The sequence below is a fragment of the Pseudomonas sp. N-137 genome, assembly GCF_034555295.1.
GTDB lineage: Bacteria > Pseudomonadota > Gammaproteobacteria > Pseudomonadales > Pseudomonadaceae > Aquipseudomonas > Aquipseudomonas rhizophila.
In genome coordinates this window covers 1-19890 of sequence record NZ_JAXUDQ010000011.1, presented here as the reverse complement: position 1 = coordinate 19890, position 19890 = coordinate 1, and the positions used below count along the sequence as shown (strand labels likewise).

Here is a 19890-nt window from a genome sequence, read left to right as displayed (position 1 = left end):
CGTCCTTTTGGCTCGTGTCCCTTTGTGCGGCAATCGGAATATGGATACTGCTAGACATCGTTTTGTTGGGGGGGGGTAGTAGGGTAAAGAAAAGAGTCGGTACACTGCGCTGCATATTTTTTGGGTCTTGCCATGAACCTCACCGACGCCACGCTCGTGCTGCTGCTCGCGGCACGTATCCATGGGACCGACGAAGCCGTCAGGGCCTCGGCGAAGAGCGTGGTCAAGAAGTTGCCGCGCAGTAAACGCGATCTGATCTACAAGGTGATCGACAGCCGGAGTCCGCTCGAGCTGGTGGATTTTCTGGCGCAGAACCTGGATGCGGAATGACATGCTGCGGGTGTATGCCCATCTCTGATTCTTTGCGTCAGAGCCCGCAGCATGGGGATTTTTCTGGGCACAGAAAAAGGGCTCAACTCGCGTCGGGCCCTGTGAAGCGTTAGCAGCGGTGAGGTAACGATTAAGCTCCATCGTTCATGCATAGTGAGTCGTCCAAGACCGCTTGCTTCAGTTGTTGCTCCAGGTTGAGTACATACTCCGAGGCGCTTCGGGCGTGACCACTGGCGCGGAAGATCGCGCGCTTGTCAGCCTTGAGCAGGCTGAGCCAGGAATCGATGTAGCCCTCGTGCCGCAGCTCTCCCTGTATACCGGCGTAGGCGCACAAAAAAGCAGCGCCCATTTCGGCGATCAACTCCTCAAACGCGTAGCCTGGCGAGCCGAACGGACAGGATGACGTCACGCCTTCGCGCTGCAACCGAGCGTGATGCCCGGTCCAGTGCGTCAGTTCGTGCAGTGCGGTGGCGTAGTACCCACCTTCATCGTGAAATTGCGCTTTTGTCGGCAGTTGGATGAGATCCCTGATCGGGTGGTAAAAGGCTTCGTCGGCAGATCGATGAACGATGTTTGCACCCGAACTTAACAGCAGATTTTCCGCAGCACTGTTGGCCAGGAAGGAGTCGCTCGATTCTGTTTCGGGCAGGGTTTCATTCAGCGCTTCCAGCCCCTCCGTTTGCTCTATGTTGAACAGAAAATGCGTCTTGAGAATGCCGAAGTGAGCGACCTTGGGCTGATCGTTTTCATCGAGTACGGGTTGGCCTGACTCGGTCTGTTCCTCGCGCTCCATCGGCTTGTAGAGCACCGCCAGAGTGCTGTGCTCACCCTTACGGATGTGCCCACCGGCCTTTTTGGCTTGGTTGAAGGTCAGCCAACGATCTTGAGTGAAGCCCTGCAACCTGGCCTCGGCCCAGAGCAGCGGCAAGTTGATCCCCGAATAGGGACGCTGCGTGATGGCGTTAATGGGGTAGGGGTGATGATGACCGACGTTAGCTGAGCCACTTGAGAACCAGGGTTTGATCCAGGGGGCTACGCCTTGGTCCAAAGCGGTCACGATCTTGTCAGTCACGTCTTGGTAGATATCGCGCATGGCATTTTCCTCGAGAGAAAACGGAGGAACGCCGTGCCCGTCGGGGAGGGTTCCCCGATTGGGTGATGGGTGGATTGATGCAGGTCTTGCATGCTGTCCGAATGTGGATTTGAGAGCCGAGTGCGGTTATGTGCGTTTAGCGTTGGCCTCTCTTGCAAGCGCTATCAGCAAGGCGCCAGGCTGACCCGGCTCGAGGAGCAGGCTAAGGCTCAGTTGCAGCAGCGGGTGATGGCGTGGATGGCCCGTTGACGCGATGTGGGCTACCTCGAACAGCACATAGGGCTCGTGTGGAGAGGACAGGTGAGCCTCGAAGGCTGCGCGCAATACGTGGCTCAGCCGATCGACCTGCAGCCTCTCAGGATGACCTGAGTGCTCGGGCAATACTGCGCGTTGCCACGCGTCAGGCGTGAACACGATAGGCAACCGAAGGGTGTTCAGTGTTTCCGGTGTAAGTGAGTCGGACATGGTATGTCTCCGTTGAAAACGCGAAGAAACCTGTCCCGTGCGGGGAAAGATTTCCGCGCAGTGGGTTGAAGAAAATCAAAAGGGCTTACCTCACGAGCAGAGCTCGAAAGGCGCTCAGGAGAGCAGTAGGCGTTCATCACCGTAGAAACGGTCACCGTGCGAGCTACCGAACGCTAATCGCACTTGGGGAGAACCATCACCGAGGTGACATAGTCTTGAAGGTCCTGACTATCTGGGCAGGGTGCTGTCGGTAACAGCGATCCGTACCTAGTATTTAGCCGGGCAATTTATATGGGTCAATCACTGTAGAGAAGCTGTTTCACGGGGCTTGTCTTCTGTCTTCCAGTGAAGATTTTTCCGCTGAGCAAACTGATAAACGGTCAGGCACGGACAGTTTTCAGTAGTAGGCTGTTACTCCTGTTTCAACCATGAAAACGCTCAGAAGAGGGCGAGACCATGCCGACTCAGCAACCTGTTCGGAATTCACGTGCCCACCGCTGGGCATACGCCTGTGGCATGTCGGTAAAGCGTGGTTACCGTAGGTTGAAAACGTTTGAGTCCCGCGTGGCTGAGCGCGCGGTGACGGCAGGTATGCCCGCAGGTAAATTACTTGTTCGCGGGAGTTTTCTAGTTATCAAGTTGGCAGTTGCTGCCGGGCTCCTTCTAGTGAGCTTATGGTTCACCGTATCGGTGATGATCCTTATTGTCTTGTGTTGGGCCATAGCCAATGGAACGCCTATCAAACCTAAGGATGCTCTCCGGTACAAAGCATATGACGACCCATATGGTGAGTATGAGTATGGCCGCGCACCCGGTCAGCCTGATTTAAAAGACCTGTAGTAGAGTTCTTCACCCCTTCCTCAAGGCCTTTCCAGCAGACATCAGAGCTCCAGCACCCCTTGCACCAGCGTCCTGCGCTTGAGCTGCTCCTTTGCTAAGCATGCCGTCGGCAATTGAGCCAACGCTATATCCTGCCCAGCTCATCGCAGCCAAAAATAACATTGGAAGCACGACGAACATTGCTCCCGTCACGTACTCGATCACCTGTGCCGTGACCGTTCCATCCATGAAGCCGGATGTGGGCAGCGATAACAACACCTGATTGGAAGCCGAAACTTGGTTGTACAAAGTGTCGAGCATGCTGGAGTCGACCCAGCGGGCCAGTTCCCACCAGAAACTCAGCATGTGCAGCGTGAACAGCGCGAACGTCACCGTCATGACGGTCTTCAGCTGATAGGTACTGACCAGCAGGATCAACGGCAGGCTGATGATGACGCCCATGATCAGGAAAGCCTGCACCATCGGCAGGGCGGCGCGTAGTGCATTCATTGCCGGGAAGTTGCTGAAGGACCCGAGGGCCAGCCCGGTGTTGGTGGCCAGGTTATTGAGCCCCTGATTGATCGAGCCGCCGCGGGCGCTGGAGCCATAGTCCTGGTACACCTGTCCGGGCGACATGGACATCGATTGCTGGCGTGGACTGACCAGTTCGCGCAGGGTGGCATCCTCGATCTCGTTGCTCGAACGGCCAGTCAACCAACCTTTCAGCTGAGTCAGCAGCGAAGGATCAACCTGCTCGATCAAGCGCTCGCGCAACCCGACACCCCTATCGCTCCACCACTGCTTGCAGGTGGGATAGCCCGCGCCATTCTCCAGTCGCGGTAAGGAAACATCGCGGCTTTCGTCATATGGCCAGCTGACTCGCGGTGTGCGTGAACGATCCGTATCGTAGTAGCCGGGCGTGTCGAGAAAATAGCTTGAGCCGATCCAGGAGGCGTCATGACTTTGTGCCTTGTCCAACTGCGGACGGTTGGTGAACAACCGAGAACGGGAATAGCCATAGCAGTCGCGGGTGAAGTCGGCGACTTCCTGCAGCAGTACCTGGCTGTCGATGCGCGAACTGTCGATCTCCATGCGCATCTGCCGGATATCCGGTGCGCAGGGGATGGAGGCGGTGGCCGCCGCGGTCACGCCTTTGCTCAAGGCATGCACCAGAAACCACCAGATCGGCACGTTGGCAGAGCGTTCGCCAATGGTATTGAAAGTGGCACCCCAAGCCGTTTCCGCTGGCTTGGCCACACTGACGCCGCAGCGCTGGCTCACCACATCATCGAACGCCATTGAGGCGAGGCTCAGCGGAAAGACCGGCGCGCAGCCAAACAACACGACGACGTAGGCCAGCCACAGCCGGTTTTCGATTCGCGGCACCGAGAGCAGTCCCTTGTTACCTTCATCCGCGCCTTGCTGACGGGCTGACAACCACTCTTGCAAGATGATCGCGCCGAAGGGCGCGGCGAACAGCCCGGTGTCGGACAAGACACTCCAGATGCCATTGTTGATGATCCAGGCCAGGAGGGAGAGGTAAAACTCCAGGTAGCTGTTGGTGCTCATGAGCATGGTAGTGGCCTCACAGTCGGGTGAACTCGACGACGGTCAATAGCACGAGCGCTAATGTCCCGATGCGCTTCACGCGCAGTCGATCCTGTGGTCGATGTCGGTAGCGCCGAAGCAGATCCCACCAGAGCGCAAAGAGGGCGCCATAGAGCAGGGCACGCCACCACCGCAGATAGGGTCGTACGGATTCGAACGCCTGCTGCCAGACCTTGAAACTACCCAGCGCAGCACGGCCGATCCAGGCGACCAGTGCGGCGGTCAGGATCATCACCACGGCAATCCCCAGACTTGAAAGCAAAGTGAATAGCGGTGAGCGTTTCACGGCTCACTTGCGCCTGGCGTCGGCGTCATTGAGTCGGTTTGGTTCTGGATCACCTTGCTCGACGGTACGCGAAGCATCGGCACCACCGGCATGCCGATCGAGCACCAGGCTGGCGGTATTGGTGGCCAGCATCTGCCGGACCTGTAGCTCGGTTTGTAGCAGGCGGATTTCGCGCTCCAAGGCGTCGATATTTTTCGTCAAGGCGGTTTGGGCCGGCTGGGCGGAAGCAATGTTCGGTTCGTGGCTGCCCGCCAGCAGCGTGCGCAGTAGCAGGAGCGCTTTGTCGAGCACGCTGGACAGGGCCGTCTCACTGGCCAGACGCCGCGCCAACAGATCTTGGTCGGGATCGTCGCGTAGGGCTTCGACCACGCCACGGGTCACCGGCAGCATTGAACTGGAGGCTTTAGCCAGGTTGTCAGAAGTAGGCGGTAGAGAACCGGACAGCAGCCCTTGCAGAGCCTTGAGGCGTTCGCTGTAGGCCTCCTGGATCAGCGGCGTCAGCCCGCTGCCGGCGGTAGCGCGCAAGGTTTCGCAGCTGTCGCAGGTCGCAACTTCGCTCTCGCCCAACACCCGAACGGCCCATTCGGATTCTTCCTGGGGCGAAGCCCAGGTCTGGCAAATAGTCCCACCCAGGCAATCACTGCTACTGATCGAGGCACTGTCATCCACCGACCGATTATGCAGCAGGTTGTAGCCTGCTCGCACTACGTCGGAGGTCACCCGGATGGGTGTCTGCCCGCTGCCTCCAGCCTTCTGGCCGCCGACCCAGGACACCCCATTGTTGCCGTTATGGGTCTCGGTATTTTTTACCGCGGCCACCGCATCACCGCCGGTTTGCTCCAGATTGCCTTGCATCTCCTGGTTCTTGGCCAACGCGCCCCAGCCGGCTTGACCAACCTTGTCCGCCATCTTCTCAGCCATGGCCTGGCAGGTCAGCTTGGAGCGGTCGAAGTCGATACGCCCCTGCATCACCCCGTTACTCAGCAGCTCATAGAGGCCGGGGTTGGCGCGTTGGATGATCAATGCTGGCAGCGACATCACCGCCTGGGTCGCGTTCTGCACGACGCTGCCCATGATCTGCTGGAAACCTTCGGTGGCGCCGTTCAGCTGGTTTTGTAGGGTATTGGTGAGGCTCATGTTTCCGCACATCATGTTTGCTCGCCAGGACCCGCCGACGCCGAGACCGCTGGGGCGGTAGAGCGAGCTCGGTGAGCCCACTGCCGAGCCGCCACCGATGGTGTACATCACCCGGTCGTCGAGCACGTCGCCTTGAGTGCCCAGGCGGTAATCGTCCTCGGCGGCGTGGGCATGCGTGGCCATGGCGAGCAGTCCGTATAGCAACAGACTCATCACGCCCAACCATGATCGCGCGCAAAGCCGACTCATGATGCGCCGCCTTCGAAGTCGATGCTGAACAGGAAGGTCTGCCCCTCGCGCTTGCAGCAGCTATAGGGACGCCATAACGACCAGGCGTAGCCGCCATCCGCGCTCTGTACCGGATCGCTGGGGAAGACCGCGCAAGTCGGTTGAACCTGGGGGTAGAGCAATTGCCATTTGTGGGTCGAAGCATCGTTTTCAACGATGGGACCAGGCGGCCAGTAGCCGTCACGTGGGTTGGGGGTGAGCGGTACATACACATGTGGTTGCCCGTTACGGGTAATCACATCGCCGGCCCGTTGCGCCATGACTGCGGCGGCTTTGAAGTCGTCAGGCTGTACTAGAAAGCCCTGACGGGGATAGACGTTGCCCCACATGTTTCCCGAGGCCTGACTACCGACTTCACGGATCCCCGGCATGAGCGACTCGGGGTAAAGACTTTCCGGTATGCCATGGCGCCAGGCCAGTGAGTCCAGGGTGCTCAGGTAGTAGGGCATGAACGCAGTCGCGCCGCCGGCGCAGGCGTAGCCGGATTGCGAAGCCAGTTGCGTTGCGGCCCAGCCACCGGGGTGGCCAATGCCATCGACGTTCTTGAAGCGGGGCAGGTTGTCGCGGTGGGTGTTCGGCGTGATCAGGTTGCCGCCACCTTCCGCACCGCTGATGGGAGAGGAGAGTGTGGCCATCTCGGTCCAGGGGGTATTGCCGGTGGTGGCGTAGCTCGAGACCACCAGCTCAGGAATGAAATGGCGAACCTTAGTCGAGGTTTTGACTGTGCAGCCGAAGGGCGTGCAGAGGAGCCAGAAACAAATGCCGACGACCCTGTATGCAAGGCAATTTGGCGACAACACAGAGAACGTGATGCTGCCGGTATCCAGCGCCATGCTTGGCCCGCACGCCAGCAGGATGCTCAGAACCAAAGGCCGTAGATTATGGGGCTCAATTGACAGGCAGGAAACAGACATGATCCAGGCTCTAGATGAATGACCTGGGCAGGTTCAATGATGTAAGAGGGGGCTGTCAGTAATAAAGCCGAACGTGGGGTTGTCGGTTTGCAAGGGTTTGCAGGACGATGAAATGGCTACTCGATGTCCAGCACACGGCGAAGGGCGTCAGGTTCGATGAGTAGCTGATCTGCGGTGATCTCGAAAATATTGGCGAGTTTGCACAGGACCAATAGCGACGGGTTGCCTACCCCTCGTTCGATTTGACTGACATAGGTACGATCCACCTCGGCCATGAGCGCCAGCTGCTCTTGGGTAAGGTTCTTCACGCGCCGTATCAAGCGGATGTTCTCCGCCAGTTGCAGGCGAAGCTGTTCGTAGTCTTGAGTCATGCGCGCAAATTGCGCCTTGAGGGACTCTCAATCCACGGGATATAGTCTACATTGGTATTGATCTAGGCCATTTGATGCTCATGCCTGTTATCGAGCGTTCATTTGGTGTCGTTAAGATTTTCGAGGCTGGACTCTGCGTCTAACAATAAATCAGAAATCTAGGGTGTGTATGGACGAAAACTACATTTCCATTCCTGCGGCAGATGGTTGCTCAAGTCTTCTGACACCTTGGGGCCGCGAATTTGCCCCGATGATCGAGCGTGGCGTGCAATGCGCTCAGGCTTGGCTTGATACAACCGGTGAGATCCCCCTGTGGTGGGAGCTGGCGCAAACACGCAAGACCCTTCCTGTTGGTGATTGCCAAGATGCTTTTGAAGCTGGATTCCTGTTGAGGATTCAGCAGCGGCTTCGAGGAGCATCACAGTAACCTCTCGCTCGCTTTAGAGCGCGAGACCTGAATATTTCCCTGTGATGGTTCTATTCCTCGCGCTCTATCGATCCGTTCAGCTACCCGGTAAGCCGCTTCCAACTCTGAGCAGCCGTAGTCCTGCATCAGTGTCCAGCGCTCGGCCTTTTCTTCGGGTTCCGTCATGGCCAGGGCGAGATAGAGGCTGGGCGGTACGGCTCGAAACAGCGTTTCGAGCTTTTTCGACAGCACGACCCCCTCGGTGTATTTGCCCGGTTCTTTGCTGGCGGAGAGCAGCAAGGCTTTCTGGGCCGGTGAAAGCTGCTTGAAGCGAGCGATTTCTTCAATTTCCGCCGGCGGCATATTCAAACAAATCCACCATTCGATCATGTTGAGCATGGTCTGTGCAGCAGTGGGAAAGTCGGCAAGGTTTTGCGTTGCCAGCCAGAACCAAGCGCCGAGCTTGCGCCACATCTTCGTCCCCTTGACCACGAATGGCGCCAGTAGCGGGTTTTTGGTGATGATATGGCCCTCGTCGGTGACCATGATGATCGGCCGCCCCAAATACTGGTCGCGTTCGGCGAGGTTGTTCACGGTGTTCATCAGGCTGATGTAGCTGATGGACATCTGTGCCTCGTAGCCTTCGCGAGCGTAAGTGGCCAAGTCGACAATGGTCACATCGCTCTCGGGCCAAGGCGTGCCCTCGCGATCAAACAGTTCGCCCTCGAAACCCTGGCAAAACAGGTCGATGGACTCGCCCATTTCCTGGGCGCGCTCACGACGCTTCTCCGGTAAGTGCATGTCGGCGGCGACGCGCAGTAAAGCGTCGCGCACGTCGCGGGTCAGTACCTGACGGCCCGAAGCGACACACATCTGCGCCGCATCCAGAATGCACTCGCGGATCAAGCTGCGATCGGCTCGACTCAGGCGAGCTTCTTCCTTGGCTTCGCCGCCGGTGATCATCAATCGGGCGGTGATTTCCAGTTCACCGAGAATATCGCGTTGGTCTTCGCGACTGGCTACCGCCTCATCGTCCAGTTCATCGATCGACAGGCTCGCCACTTGATCCGGTTGCTCGACCAGGCGCCAGGCATCGGCGAAGGGCGCAAGGCTGACCGAGGCACCAGGTTTTAACTGGACCTTGTTGACCGACAGGCCCTGTGTCGCGAAGTAGTCGCCCTGCAAGCCAAACGAATTGCCGGCTTCGACGATAAATAAGCGAGGGCGGTACACGGCCATGACCTGCATCAGCAGGGTGACCAGGGTCGCCGACTTACCGGCGCCAGTGGGGCCGAACAACAGCAGATGGCCGTTCATGGCCCGGTCCAAGCGTGACAACGGATCAAAGCTCAACGGCGAGCCACCACGATTGAAAAGGGTGATGCCCGGGTGGCCGGTGCCTGTGCTGCGGCCCCAGGCTGGGACCAGATTCGCCAGATGCTGGGCGAACATCAGTCGCGTGTACCAGTTGCGTGTGTCGCGGGCCGGGTTGTAAACCATCGGTAACCAACGCAGGTAACTGTTGCAGGCGGCGACTTCATCGCCTTCACGTACAGGTTGCAGGCCCGCACCCAGCAGTGCGTTGGCAAGGCTGACCGAGCGCTGGTGCAGTTGCTGCTCATCGTGACCGCGTACGTAGAACGCCAGAGTGCCGCGGTACAGCTTGTGCTGGCGGCCGATGATCGCGCGAGCCTCTTCGACATCCTGACGGGTCTGGGTGGAGGCCAGGTTTTCACCGATGGCTTTACGAGCCAATCGGTTTAACTGGTCTTCAAGCACATCCTGTGGTTTGACCACCATGGTCAGACTCATCACTGTACCTTCGGGTAACTGGTCGAACAGGGCATTCACCGCGTCACCCTTGCGGGTTTCTCCGGTGAGTTGACCAATCAAGGGCGCTCGGCGCAGCTTGTCCACTACCATGACCCGGTGGGGCTGATCGTCAAAAAAACAGAGTCCGCGCTGCACATCCGAACGCGGCTCGTTAAAGAACAGCCGCTCGGCAAAGTCATGATCGAAGGGCAGTTCCAGCGACTCACCGTCGGCAGACTCCGGATAGGCCACGCGGCGGTAGAACTCCTCGGGCGCTTCATCGGTGAGCGTGGGCGCCGGATTGAACCAGGGCAATAACCAGGCATACAGACCTCGGCCATCGACTCGCGTCGATTGCACCCCGCAGGTCTGCAATGAAGCCGCGATACGTTCGCAAGCCTGATGCAGGGATTGCACCGGGGTGAGTCCTGTCTCCTCAGCATCAGACTCAAGCCAGCGATAGACCACCAGGCGCACCCGTCGGTTATTGCCACGCCAGGGTAGGCGCGTCACCACCTTATCCTCAAACAAACCACCGGGCTTGGCGATGGCCTTTAGATGACGGCGGCTGAGCTCCAAATACGCCTCGGTGAAGACCGTGCCTCGTGCGCTGCCCTGAATGTAATCGGTGAGCCGGGTCAGGTAGGGGGTGAAGTCGTTGTCGTCTTGGCAGAAAAACTGCACCACCCAAGGCGCTTGATCCAGCTCGTCAAAGCTGTCCTGCAGGGCATCCTCAAGAGCATCGCGGGCCGCCATCAACCAATCGGGTTCGCGCCCTTCGGTGCCGATGGGCAGTAACTCGAACGCTGCACCCACCGAGCGATTGTCATCCAGTAGAAAACACTGCTCGGTGTCGAGGTATTCGACCCAAGGCAGATGATCGGTGAAGCTGGGGTTGTGCGCATACAGTGCAGCTTCATCGGCCAAGGTGGCGCGAGGGCGCAATGGGTTGCGCCAGGCTTTCCACGCGGAAGTGCGGTTGCCCGAATCACCGGTACGCACTACAGGTCTTCCTGACGTTCACCCGGCAATGCGTATTGCACACGTTGGTAGAACGGAAAGACGGTTGAGTAACCCGGGACCGGTGCTTGCTCGGTACCGCTCAGGTGTGGATACACGTACAGCACTAGATCGGGATTGGGCAGGCGAGGGAACAGGCTGTGGATCTCATTCGCCGCTGTGCGAGTGTACGGTTCCTGGAGAGCCACGGAGAAATCTGCTTGAGCCAACGGGCGGCGTAACTGCTGCCGAGCATCCAGCAGTTGTTGCTGAGTACCTTGCGAACCGGCGCCGTTCCAGATGTCCAGCATGGTTTGCTCGCCATGGGGTAGAAGCGTTTCCTTGTCGGTGGAACACCCCGCCAGGACCCAGCAGAGCAGGCTAATCCAGGTCAGGCAGAGAGGCATGGTCTTTTTCATGGCGAACGCTCCGGCCCTTGGGCTCGTAGTCGATGGTGATCTCATGGTCGAGGTGCAGTGCGACTTGTGCTGCAGGCGGTACGTAAACGGCCGCAAAGGCCTCGCCATAGAGTTTGTTGACCCACTCGCGGATGTCGCTGACTCCACCGCTGAGGATTGAATTCAGTGCGCTATTGCCACTGCTATTGGTGACCCCCAGCGTACTGCTGCCCGAACTGATCACGCTGCTGTTGTTCTGCTCATCCCCAAGCAAGGCGGCGACACCGGCGCCGGCCGCGGTGATCAGGCTCTGGCTGCCGAGGTACTGCTGGGCGTTCGAGCGGCGCTCGCCGGCAATGCAAGGAATGCCATACGGATCGGACAGGTAGCCGAGTCCACCGCGGATCTTGTCGGTGTTCGAGCTCTGGGTGCTGGAGGCAGTGCGGCTGGCTACGGTCTTCGGCTGAGGCACCGTGCGGATGGTGCCATCAGTAAATACAAAGGTGATCGACTCAACCTGTCCGCGTACGCAAGACAGGGTCCAGTCACCGGAGGCTGTGCCGCTCATCACGGCCCCCGCAACGTCCGGCAGGTCGATGCCGTTGGCAGTCAGGTTCTCCGGACCGACCAGCACCTTGAAGGGATAGGGATCATTCACTGTGCCGTCTACTGGGACTCGGCCGATCAAAGCGGTCATGGCGACCGACCCCATCAATGTCGCGTTTTCGGGAATGGTGTAGACCGGCTTCGCGCCTTCGGTACGATCAATGGACCGCGTCAGGTCACGTTCACCCTGGGTGACGGCGCGCAGCTGTTTCTGGCTGCGATCAATAGCGTTATCGTTCAAGCTCTCCAGTGAGTTGAAGGTGGTAGGTAGGCTCAGCGCGGAGGAGGTCTTGGTTTTGCCTCGGGCGTCGGTGGACAGAGCATCCGAGGGTTCAATCCACTGCAGCGCATCATTGGCAGAATGCTGCCCGTCGAACTGAGCCCCGTCGCCCGGCTCAAGCCCCAATCCGATCGGCATATCCTTGCCTTTGCCGGTCAGCCCCGACAACTGTTCCTGCAATTGCGTCAGCAGACCACGAGCCTGACGACTGTCTTGTTCTGCTTTGAGCCGGGCCTCGTTGGCTTGTCGGCGGCCCTCGTCGACCTGCTGGGTTACGCTGCCAAGCGCCGTCTGGATACGTGAATCGACGCTGTTTTCCCGCTCGCGCAGGCGGTTGTTTTCCGTCAGCAGTGAATCGTTGTGTTTCTTCAGACCGAGCATGTCGCTGCGCATGGCCTTCACCTGGCCGACCAGGGTGGCGACCGTATCGCGTGGAGTGTCGCCCGCAATGCCGAGCGACTTGGCTTGCTCGGCGGATAACTGAAGGTTGCCCTGATCAACTGGGTTTTCTGGAGTAGGCGTGTTGCTACCCGCGACCCAGGTTTTCAGGATGATCACCACCACGGCCAGCAGCGCCGCCGGTACCAGCCATTTGAGCAAGGCGTTAGCTTTCATCGTCAGCACCTCGCGCAACGGGCGGGAGCAGCACGGCGTGTTCGAGGCTGGCACCGCGAGTGACGAGGTAGGCGATCGAGGTGTCTTCAGCACTGCCGACAGGCCCGAGGAAAGCATGCTGGAAGGTCGCGGCGAACAGCTTGGCCTGAAGCCGACGCGGATCGAGTTGCACCGTCTCTGAACCACGATTGCGCAACTTCACCGCCGTCACCCAGTAGTCACCGAGTCGCCAGGCGGCGATGGGCGTGCTGGACACGTTTTCGGTGGGCAGCAGGGTCGGCAGTTCGGTGCGCAGCTTGAGCGGGACGCGGCGTACACCGGGCAGGGATTCCACGGTGCGCAGCGGCGCGTACAGGCTTTGCGCGGCGTAGCGCGTCAAAGCGACCGGGATCGGTGTACGTTCTGGAACAGACACGGTGCTGGGCTCAGACTCGGCAGACTGCGCCTGAGCGTTCTTAAGGATACGCACGGGCTCCAGCGGTTGATCACCAGGCGTGGCCGCGATATCCAGGAGGATGATCTCGCCCGTTGCGACCGTTTGCAGTTGCAGGCGGGTCGGGGCGATGGCTTCCGACGCTCGCAGGTACAGCGTGCCGCCGGTTGATTGCACACGCAGCTTGCCCGTCAGGGTTGAGGGCACGCCGACTCGAACAGCCTCATCGATAAAGACGACTCGTTCCTGATTGATCACCAGCGGGACCGCGAGGGGTAGGCGTTCCCAGTGCATCAGCTCGACGGACTGCGCCGCAACTCCCCATGACATCAATACGATGGTCAGTGCCAGGATAGAAATCCGCTTCATGGCTCACCTCCAGGTAGGGAGATTTTTTGCGGAGTGCCCTGATAACAATCCAGTGCCAGCCCCCACTTATTGCGTTCGGGATCAAGATCAAAACGCACTACGCGTAAGGGATAACGCACCACCACCCGTTTCACCGGTTCGGCGGCGTAATACTCATCGGCATTGAGGTCGAGCTTGACCAGCCAGCTGTCGCGGTCGAGTTGCTTGACTCTGAGTTCCGGATCTTCGCTGTAGCCTCGGCCCAGAATTTCGTAGACCCCACGCACCCGCTGACGCAGTTCGCCAGCGGCCTTGCGGTACTCGTAGTCGCCGTCGAGGAAGGCCTTGCAGGCGGGTGTCAGGTAGGGCTGCAAGCCATAGATGGCGCGGCGATAATCCTGCTCACCATCCGAGGGCCAACGGTTTAGTTGGCCAAAGATGTACAGGGCAAAGGCATAGACATTCTCTGAGGGGATATCCCACCACTTACGCGTGCTGCCCGAGCGCAGATCCGGGGGAACATGCACGGTCAAATCGGTCGGTGCCGAGCGCCAGCCGTACCAGAGTCCGGCACAGACCAGGGCGAGGATCATTACCGCCAGACGCAGGCTGAAGATATGGGCCTGTTGGGCATCCACCTTGTTCCGAAAACGACTCATGGCTGCCACCGGGACAGGGCAGGGCGCAGTCGACGTGACCGGCGAACCGTCCAGACGCCGGAGTGGAGAATCAAACTTCCGCGACCCAGGCGCCAACGGCTGGCGAGTATCCATTCGAGCTTGCGGTACAACCAGGTCTCGGGGCGAGCCCGTTTGGCCCGACGCAGTAGCGTGCCACCGGCAAATAGCACCATCGCCATGCCTGCAATCATGCTGGTCGGCGCCGCGGCAATGGAGGTGGTGGCGATCGCCAGAGGAACACCCAGCATCAGACCAATAACCGCGCCGGTGCCGAGTGCCACCCACATCTCATCATTGGTCAAACCGCGTAGTACGGCAGGATCGCGATTGAGTCGCTCTGGGAGAAAAACCAAGGTGCCGTCGGCAAGACGTTCGATAGAGTCGTTCATGTCGACCTCACAGAATCGCGGCAGCCTTGGTCAGGAACCAGATGATGATTACCACCAGCAGAGCTCCGATTCCGACTACAGCACCCAAGTCCTTCCAGGTCTTGCGCTGGTTCTGCACGTCGGCATAAACGGTCAGGGAATGCCAGGCCACACCGAGAAAAGCGAGCAGGGCGATCAGCAGACCGAGCAGGATACCGCCGTCGTAGGCGTAGTTTTTGATCGTTTCGATCAACCCGGAACCTTCACCACGTGAAGGGGCTTCCATGGTGGGGAGCTCGGCAAAAGCCAGGCTTGGACCGAGCACCAGGAGCAGACCGATCAAGCGTTGGCTCGTGTGATCACGCAGGTTGTTTTTCAGGGGGATAAGGTACTTGAGCATGATGGTGATCTCCGGGGTTAGGGCAGGGTGAAGAACATCAGAACCAGCAAGGTGAGCAGTACGCGCGCGGCGCTGCCGCCAAACGCGCCGAAGCGCACACTGCCGGTGGCCCAACCCCGGTAAGCCGTCCACATCATCCAGGCACACCACAACAAAGCCAGGACGAGAACCAGGGACAGCCACAGTGTCGAACTGCTCTGTGCCGAGAAGCCGGAAGCGTGTTGGAAGGCGGCGGTCTGGGCGTCAGTCATGCTCATGGCGAGGACTCTGCGGATGGGGGGGCGAGACGGTATTCTCCGACCAACTCAGTGGAGTCGCGGGGTTGAGCGCGAGAGGGGGATAAATAGCCCTGTATACCTTGACGAATGCGTTGGATGTCTTGAGTTAGGCGGGGATAGTCGAAGCGATAACGCTCGTTTGATTCAGCCGAGCTAGCTGTCTGGGCTTTTGTCGCAAGATGTTCGATAGTGTCGAGTTGCTGCAAAATCAGACTCAACTGATCCTGTTCATGAGCAGATGCGGCATAGCTGCCACTATTGAACGTGATCAGTACGATCAGACAGCAGACTCGGCATAATATAGTTGGCATGTGGATAGCCCATTTGGTGATGGGGCTAGCATCCAACTGACAAATAGGGCTCAGCAGTAAAAAATACGAAACACACTGCGTCATGTTATTTCGGTACAGGCGCTGAGCATGTAGCGAGCTCGGTCATACTGTCTAAGCTATGATCGCGGAGAAATCACGTATTGGAACGCTAATGCGATCTCGATCTATAAGCGTCTACCAAGGTTGATTGCAAATGATTGGTCAGGTGAGTGAAATACCCAGCTGTTAGCAGATCTGGAAGTGGCTCCAGCTAACGGTGTGTTTAGTAGTGGCCGATCCTCAGGGTAAGCCTCCAGTTGGCTTAGCCGTTTACTCACGGCAGGCAACGACAACCCCAGATGGCGTGCTACTTCCGTAAGACCGGCACGCGTAGCCACCTGCTGAAAGAAACTCAGGCCAGTCATTGGATGGATGCTCCGGGAAATAAGACAGGCAATAAATTCGACTGTACCGGCGTGCCTGCGCGTAGCCTTGTTTGCCCAGGTTGCGCTTAAATTGCCGGTTCGACGTGGCCGCCTTGGATGCGCCGTCTTAAGGCTACCGGGCAGTTCATCTGAGCCTTCGGTTGTAAATCCTGTGTGGATCAGTTGTGTATCGGTACTGACAGATCTTTGCCTGGGGCAGGCGTTACTATTTTGCGCGATGATAACTTTTCCTACCCGCCTGCGATTGCGAGTCTAAAAACTAATAAACTAGTTGCCCAGACAGGATCGGACGAAATGACTGTCAGTCGTTGTCTACGCTGGCGCGAAACTTATCCGTCAGCGCCATCAGCGGTGCAGCGTATTGCGCCACTACCGTCTCGATCGACTGCGGGGTGGATAAGCTGATATTCAAAATATGGTCCTGGTAATTGCGAATGCCGAGTGGCGTTGAAATAGCCACCACTTCGGGCTTCGGGATTGGTCCGGGCGCGGGGTATTTGATTGCAGACATCGTCAGCGGCGCAACGCCGATTGTCGACCCGCGGCCTTATCACCCAGACCGATTCCGCAAGTCGGCGTGGGGCAAAGTGGCGGACTTCTGAGTCAGTTCGGCTTGGTGTGATTGAATTTCTCCTCGATCAGTTTTCAGTGATATAAATCTCACTACTGAGTCTGTCGAGGCCCATGCCCGGTCCAGCGCTTGAATGCTCTGCGAAAGTTGTGGGCGTCACTGAACCCCACTTCATACGCCACTTCGTCAATGGTCAACCGTGGGTTGCCGAGCAGGGCGATTGCACGGCTCATGCGGATTTGGTCCAAGACATTCTGGTAGGACCTCCCTTGGTCTGCCAAGCGCCTGCGCAAGGTTCGATCACTCATGCACAGTTGCGTAGCGACGGCTGACAGGGACGGCGTCTGACGCAGATCTCGACGTACGATACGCTCTATGGATTCGATGAACTCATCCTCTATTGACTGCTTGGGAACGTTCATCTGAAGAAAATCCAAAACCTGCCGGTGGCTCAATGGGTCGTAGGTCGCGATGCGTTTTTCTGCCCAATGGGCGTCACAGGCGAACAGGTTTTCCGACTGGTCATAACGGATAGGGCATTTGAATACTTGGTCGTAATGCGCTGAGTAGGACGGTTTTGAATAACTGAGTTCGATAAAGCAGGGGGCGAAGGTATCGCCTACCAATGTTCGTACCAAGTTAAGAAAAATACCGAAACTTTCTTCCACCAGAAACGGTTGGATATCCGGCTCGTGAAAGAGGCTGCTGGCACGAATCGTCAGGTATTTTCCGCTATCGACTCGCTCCAGTTGCAACAGCACGCCAGCATGACGCTGCATTTTGATGCCCAGGTCGATCGCCTCGCCCAGGGTCGGACTGGTGAGCATTGCATACCCCACCAGCCCGATCGAACCGATGGTTTCTTGAGTGCCTATATCAAGCCCCAACCCACGGTTGCGTCCCTGGGTGCACGCCAGTGCCCGGCGGATCATGGACGCAGCCTGACGGAAGGACACCAGGCAGTCAGGGTTTGAAAGGTCCGCTATCTCGAACCCCAGGCCCATGCATAAACGTACCGGGTCAATACCGAAGTCCTTGCTCATGCCGGCAAGGCAACGCAGAAGGTAAGCATGAAAATTGGCTGTGGTGTAACGAGCGGAACCGTCCATCCAGTGCCCCTTTTTTGTTTGATTCTAAAGCCCAGATCCAGGTCGCGTGCAAGTATTTATCAACGGCACGAAGACTCCAAATCGAAACGGCGGGTTTTCGGCCCTTTAACCTTCAGTTAGCCAAGGATGGCCGCTAATGCCCCCATTCTGGCCCCGCCTACCCTGAACAGGGGCGGGTTCCTGATTTACTTTAGAGTTGACTGCGTGCGTGGTCGTTTCCCATAACAAAAAGCCTGCGAGACAGGCGTATTCGAGAGAACAGCCATGCGGCCCAAGCCCCCGCTTTATCTGCGTATCGCTTATATCAGCTTGCTGGCGGCCTCGATGGGCCTACTCATGGCCTGCGGCGATCAATCCAAATCAGTACAACCCACTACCAATGCCGCCAACGCGATGCCGACGGATAAGTCACTCGCGCCCATCTATGACACCAGTTGCAAAATCTGCCATGCCAATCCGTCGTCGGGGGCGCCGCAGACAGAGGACTCCAAGGCTTGGGCACCCAGGATCGCGCAGGGCACTGACACCCTGCTGGACCACATCATCAATGGCTATAACAGCATGCCGCCCATGGGGCTCTGTGTGCAGTGCTCGGAAGAGCAATTCCTGGCACTGACAGCTTTTATGTCCAGCCAGGAAATCAAATAAAAATCACCGGGGTAACTTCATGGCTACGGACCTTTCACGACGTCAACTTTTGCAGCGTGCGGCCATAGCCGGCGCGTTTACGGCGTTAACAAGTAACAGCGCATTGGCCCAATTGGTTCAAGCACCGCGGCTTATCCCTTGGCGCAACTGGTCTGGCGGGCAAAGCTGCCTGCCGTTGGCGCGGCTGGCCCCGAAGGATCTCGATGAGCTGATTCAAGTCATACGTCAGGCACCCGGCAAGATCCGTCCCGTGGGCTCGGCGCATTCGTTCAGTGCGCTGGTGCCGACTGACGATACTATTTTGTCGCTGAGCTATTTCAACGGTTTGCTCGATCATGACAGCAACACCTTGCAGGCCGAGTTTGGTGCCGGTACGCCGATGTCGCGCATGGGGCCGGCGCTCAAGGAGGTGGGTCAGGCGTTGAAAAACATGGCCGACATTGATTACCAGACCTTGGCTGGCGCCATCTCAACCTCGACCCATGGCACCGGGGCACGCTTCACCTCTTATTCGGGGTTTGTCAGTGGCCTGCAACTGGTGACTGCCCAAGGTGAGGTACTTGACTGCGACGCTACACATAACAGCGAGATTTACACTGCCGCGCGGGTCTCCCTGGGCGCCTTGGGCATCACCACTAAAGTCCGTATGCAAAACCGCGCGCCTTATCGGCTGCGTGAGCGTCAATGGGTCGCCAAGACCGAAGAACTACTGGAGGACGTGGAGAAAAACGTCCGGGAAAACGATCATTGGGAAATGCTGGTTCTGACCCATTCCGACTACGCGCTTTCGATTGCCCTGAACGAAACCAATGACCTTGAAACACCGGCTCTCAGTCCGGAAGAGGCGAGCGGTAACGAGTTCGCCACGATTGTAGAGAAGCTCGACAAGTATGGCAGCGATTTCCCCTCTGCCAGGCGCACGTTGCTCAACAGCTTGCGCTTTGTCGCCGACTTCGAAGGCCGGGTCGGCGATTCGTTCAAGATCTACCCCAACGTGCGTACGATACGTTTCAACGAAATGGAGTATTCGATTCCGGCGCAGGCCGGGCCCGCCTGCTTGCGTGAGATTCTCAAGCTGATCGACGATCGGAACCTCAGTACCTGGTTTCCCATCGAATACCGCTATGTGAAGGCCGATGATATTCCCTTGAGTATGTTCGAAGGCCGCGACAGCTGTTCGATTTCGGTGCATCAGCACTACCAGATGGACCATCATAATTTCTTTGCTGCGGTGGAGCCCATCTTTTGGAAATACGGCGGGCGTCCGCACTGGGGCAAGCTGCATAGCCTGAATGCGCGCAACCTTCAGGCGCTGTATCCACGCTGGCAGGAGTTTACCCGGGTACGTGATCAACTGGACCCGGGCGGCAAGTTTCTCAATGCGCACTTGTCGTCGATTCTGGGAGTGGCCCGATGAACCGCAGAGGTTTTATGCTGGGTGCCGCCGGAGCGGGCGCATTGATGGTGGGGGCGGGAGCATGGCTGCGTCCCGGCGACCGGGGCAGTCCTTACACAGCGTATTTCAGTGCGTTGAACCGTGAGCTCAAGGCCCATGGGCCGATGCGGCCATTGATGCTGATTGATCTCGACCTGCTCGACCACAATATCGACGTGGTGATGCGATCAGTCAGGCGTACCGGCAAACACTTGCGGCTGGTGGAGAAGTCTCTGCCGTCACCTGGACTGCTGGCCTATATCGCAAAACGTGCGAATACCCAACGCCTGATGTCGTTTCATCAGCCGTTTGTGAATCACGATGCGCTGACATTTCCCGAATCGGACATCCTGATCGGTAAACCCTTGCCGGCACGCTCCGCCGAAGTGTTTTATCAAACCCACCGGGGATCCTTCGATCCCTCCAGGCAGTTGCA

General features: G+C 58.2%; 25 protein-coding genes and 2 pseudogenes. 8 read left to right on the top strand and 19 right to left on the bottom strand.

Annotated features, from left to right (window positions below):
• Window positions 1-132 precede the first annotated feature (132 nt).
• Window positions 133-330 carry a hypothetical protein gene (locus T3A99_RS12390; protein WP_007901093.1) on the top strand — a complete coding sequence of 66 codons (198 nt, stop codon included), beginning with the start codon at window positions 133-135 and terminating at the stop codon, window positions 328-330.
• A 130-nt stretch (window positions 331-460) separates the two neighbouring features.
• Here T3A99_RS12390 and T3A99_RS12385 read toward each other — a convergent pair whose 3' ends face one another.
• Together T3A99_RS12385 and T3A99_RS12380 are read right to left on the bottom strand one after the other, a co-directional pair.
• Window positions 461-1423 carry an ArdC family protein gene (locus T3A99_RS12385; protein ID WP_322834348.1) on the bottom strand — a complete coding sequence of 321 codons (963 nt, stop codon included), beginning with the start codon at window positions 1421-1423 and terminating at the stop codon, window positions 461-463.
• Window positions 1424-1549: 126 nt separating this feature from the next.
• The gene (locus T3A99_RS12380) at window positions 1550-1888 is read right to left on the bottom strand and encodes a hypothetical protein (protein ID WP_322834347.1); all 339 of its coding nucleotides are present in this window, start codon (window positions 1886-1888) and stop codon (window positions 1550-1552) included.
• A gap of 456 nt (window positions 1889-2344) precedes the next feature.
• Between T3A99_RS12380 and T3A99_RS12375 the strand changes: the two genes are divergently transcribed.
• Complete coding sequence (locus tag T3A99_RS12375) at window positions 2345-2728, top strand: DUF3742 family protein (RefSeq protein WP_322834346.1); 384 nt, start codon at window positions 2345-2347, stop codon at window positions 2726-2728.
• 9 nt (window positions 2729-2737) lie between these two features.
• Here T3A99_RS12375 and T3A99_RS12370 read toward each other — a convergent pair whose 3' ends face one another.
• Genes T3A99_RS12370 through T3A99_RS12355 form a run of 4 tightly spaced genes read right to left on the bottom strand, consistent with a single transcriptional unit; the run spans window position 2738 to window position 6859 of the window.
• A complete protein-coding gene (locus T3A99_RS12370) occupies window positions 2738-4282 on the bottom strand; it encodes a conjugal transfer protein TraG N-terminal domain-containing protein (RefSeq protein ID WP_322834345.1) in 1545 nt (514 codons plus the stop codon).
• A 10-nt stretch (window positions 4283-4292) separates the two neighbouring features.
• Complete coding sequence (locus tag T3A99_RS12365; RefSeq protein ID WP_322834344.1) at window positions 4293-4601, bottom strand: hypothetical protein; 309 nt, start codon at window positions 4599-4601, stop codon at window positions 4293-4295.
• 3 nt (window positions 4602-4604) lie between these two features.
• Window positions 4605-5987 (bottom strand): integrating conjugative element protein, encoded by a 1383-nt coding sequence (locus T3A99_RS12360; protein ID WP_322834343.1) that lies wholly within the window; start codon window positions 5985-5987, stop codon window positions 4605-4607.
• Window positions 5984-6859 carry a TIGR03756 family integrating conjugative element protein gene (locus T3A99_RS12355; protein WP_322834439.1) on the bottom strand — a complete coding sequence of 292 codons (876 nt, stop codon included), beginning with the start codon at window positions 6857-6859 and terminating at the stop codon, window positions 5984-5986. The genes T3A99_RS12360 and T3A99_RS12355 overlap by 4 nt, the downstream gene beginning before the upstream one ends.
• On the opposite strand from T3A99_RS12355, the gene T3A99_RS12350 reads away from it, so the two are divergent.
• A complete protein-coding gene (locus T3A99_RS12350; protein ID WP_322834444.1) occupies window positions 6786-6962 on the top strand; it encodes a hypothetical protein in 177 nt (58 codons plus the stop codon). The genes T3A99_RS12355 and T3A99_RS12350 overlap by 74 nt on opposite strands.
• A 94-nt stretch (window positions 6963-7056) precedes the next feature.
• Here T3A99_RS12350 and T3A99_RS12345 read toward each other — a convergent pair whose 3' ends face one another.
• Window positions 7057-7311 (bottom strand): helix-turn-helix domain-containing protein, encoded by a 255-nt coding sequence (locus tag T3A99_RS12345; protein WP_087092597.1) that lies wholly within the window; start codon window positions 7309-7311, stop codon window positions 7057-7059.
• Window positions 7312-7480: 169 nt separating this feature from the next.
• On the opposite strand from T3A99_RS12345, the gene T3A99_RS12340 reads away from it, so the two are divergent.
• Window positions 7481-7738 carry a LasR-specific antiactivator QslA gene (locus T3A99_RS12340; RefSeq protein WP_322834342.1) on the top strand — a complete coding sequence of 86 codons (258 nt, stop codon included), beginning with the start codon at window positions 7481-7483 and terminating at the stop codon, window positions 7736-7738.
• On the opposite strand, the gene T3A99_RS12335 is transcribed toward T3A99_RS12340, so the two are convergent.
• The 11 genes from T3A99_RS12335 to T3A99_RS12285 form a co-directional block, all read right to left on the bottom strand.
• On the bottom strand, window positions 7730-10531 hold the full coding sequence (locus tag T3A99_RS12335; protein WP_322834341.1) for a conjugative transfer ATPase: 2802 nt from the start codon (window positions 10529-10531) through the stop codon (window positions 7730-7732). The genes T3A99_RS12340 and T3A99_RS12335 overlap by 9 nt on opposite strands.
• The gene (locus T3A99_RS12330; protein WP_322834340.1) at window positions 10531-10947 is read right to left on the bottom strand and encodes a TIGR03751 family conjugal transfer lipoprotein; all 417 of its coding nucleotides are present in this window, start codon (window positions 10945-10947) and stop codon (window positions 10531-10533) included. Before T3A99_RS12330 ends, T3A99_RS12335 begins: the two co-directional genes overlap by 1 nt.
• The gene (locus T3A99_RS12325) at window positions 10910-12427 is read right to left on the bottom strand and encodes a TIGR03752 family integrating conjugative element protein (RefSeq protein ID WP_322834339.1); all 1518 of its coding nucleotides are present in this window, start codon (window positions 12425-12427) and stop codon (window positions 10910-10912) included. The genes T3A99_RS12330 and T3A99_RS12325 overlap by 38 nt, the downstream gene beginning before the upstream one ends.
• On the bottom strand, window positions 12417-13229 hold the full coding sequence (locus tag T3A99_RS12320) for a TIGR03749 family integrating conjugative element protein (RefSeq protein WP_322834338.1): 813 nt from the start codon (window positions 13227-13229) through the stop codon (window positions 12417-12419). The genes T3A99_RS12325 and T3A99_RS12320 overlap by 11 nt, the downstream gene beginning before the upstream one ends.
• The gene (locus tag T3A99_RS12315) at window positions 13226-13867 is read right to left on the bottom strand and encodes a PFL_4703 family integrating conjugative element protein (protein ID WP_322834337.1); all 642 of its coding nucleotides are present in this window, start codon (window positions 13865-13867) and stop codon (window positions 13226-13228) included. Before T3A99_RS12315 ends, T3A99_RS12320 begins: the two co-directional genes overlap by 4 nt.
• Window positions 13864-14277 carry a TIGR03750 family conjugal transfer protein gene (locus T3A99_RS12310; RefSeq protein ID WP_322834336.1) on the bottom strand — a complete coding sequence of 138 codons (414 nt, stop codon included), beginning with the start codon at window positions 14275-14277 and terminating at the stop codon, window positions 13864-13866. Before T3A99_RS12310 ends, T3A99_RS12315 begins: the two co-directional genes overlap by 4 nt.
• 7 nt (window positions 14278-14284) lie before the next feature.
• Window positions 14285-14656, bottom strand: coding sequence for a TIGR03745 family integrating conjugative element membrane protein (locus T3A99_RS12305; protein ID WP_322834335.1), 372 nt, complete (start codon window positions 14654-14656; stop codon window positions 14285-14287).
• A gap of 17 nt (window positions 14657-14673) precedes the next feature.
• On the bottom strand, window positions 14674-14913 hold the full coding sequence (locus T3A99_RS12300) for a TIGR03758 family integrating conjugative element protein (RefSeq protein ID WP_322834334.1): 240 nt from the start codon (window positions 14911-14913) through the stop codon (window positions 14674-14676).
• A complete protein-coding gene (locus tag T3A99_RS12295; protein WP_322834438.1) occupies window positions 14910-15245 on the bottom strand; it encodes an RAQPRD family integrative conjugative element protein in 336 nt (111 codons plus the stop codon). Before T3A99_RS12295 ends, T3A99_RS12300 begins: the two co-directional genes overlap by 4 nt.
• A 185-nt stretch (window positions 15246-15430) precedes the next feature.
• Window positions 15431-15670, bottom strand: coding sequence for a LysR family transcriptional regulator (locus T3A99_RS12290; RefSeq protein WP_322834333.1), 240 nt, complete (start codon window positions 15668-15670; stop codon window positions 15431-15433).
• 322 nt (window positions 15671-15992) lie between these two features.
• Window positions 15993-16202 carry a hypothetical protein gene (locus tag T3A99_RS12285; RefSeq protein ID WP_322834443.1) on the bottom strand — a complete coding sequence of 70 codons (210 nt, stop codon included), beginning with the start codon at window positions 16200-16202 and terminating at the stop codon, window positions 15993-15995.
• Between T3A99_RS12285 and T3A99_RS12280 the strand changes: the two are divergent.
• Window positions 16159-16293, top strand: a pseudogene (locus tag T3A99_RS12280) (D-amino-acid oxidase); the annotation flags it as partial. The gene T3A99_RS12285 and the pseudogene T3A99_RS12280 sit on opposite strands and share 44 nt — an antisense overlap.
• Window positions 16294-16354: 61 nt before the next feature.
• Here T3A99_RS12280 and T3A99_RS12275 read toward each other — a convergent pair.
• Window positions 16355-17371 carry an AraC family transcriptional regulator gene (locus tag T3A99_RS12275; RefSeq protein WP_322834332.1) on the bottom strand — a complete coding sequence of 339 codons (1017 nt, stop codon included), beginning with the start codon at window positions 17369-17371 and terminating at the stop codon, window positions 16355-16357.
• Between the two features lie 264 nt (window positions 17372-17635).
• Here T3A99_RS12275 and T3A99_RS12270 point away from each other — a divergent pair, with 264 nt between their 5' ends.
• The 3 genes and pseudogenes from T3A99_RS12270 to T3A99_RS12260 all read left to right on the top strand — a co-directional run.
• Window positions 17636-18019 carry a c-type cytochrome gene (locus tag T3A99_RS12270; RefSeq protein WP_416221552.1) on the top strand — a complete coding sequence of 128 codons (384 nt, stop codon included), beginning with the start codon at window positions 17636-17638 and terminating at the stop codon, window positions 18017-18019.
• A 19-nt stretch (window positions 18020-18038) separates the two neighbouring features.
• A complete protein-coding gene (locus T3A99_RS12265) occupies window positions 18039-19436 on the top strand; it encodes a D-arabinono-1,4-lactone oxidase (protein ID WP_322834331.1) in 1398 nt (465 codons plus the stop codon).
• A 65-nt stretch (window positions 19437-19501) separates the two neighbouring features.
• Window positions 19502-19890: pseudogene (locus T3A99_RS12260) on the top strand (DSD1 family PLP-dependent enzyme); the annotation flags it as partial.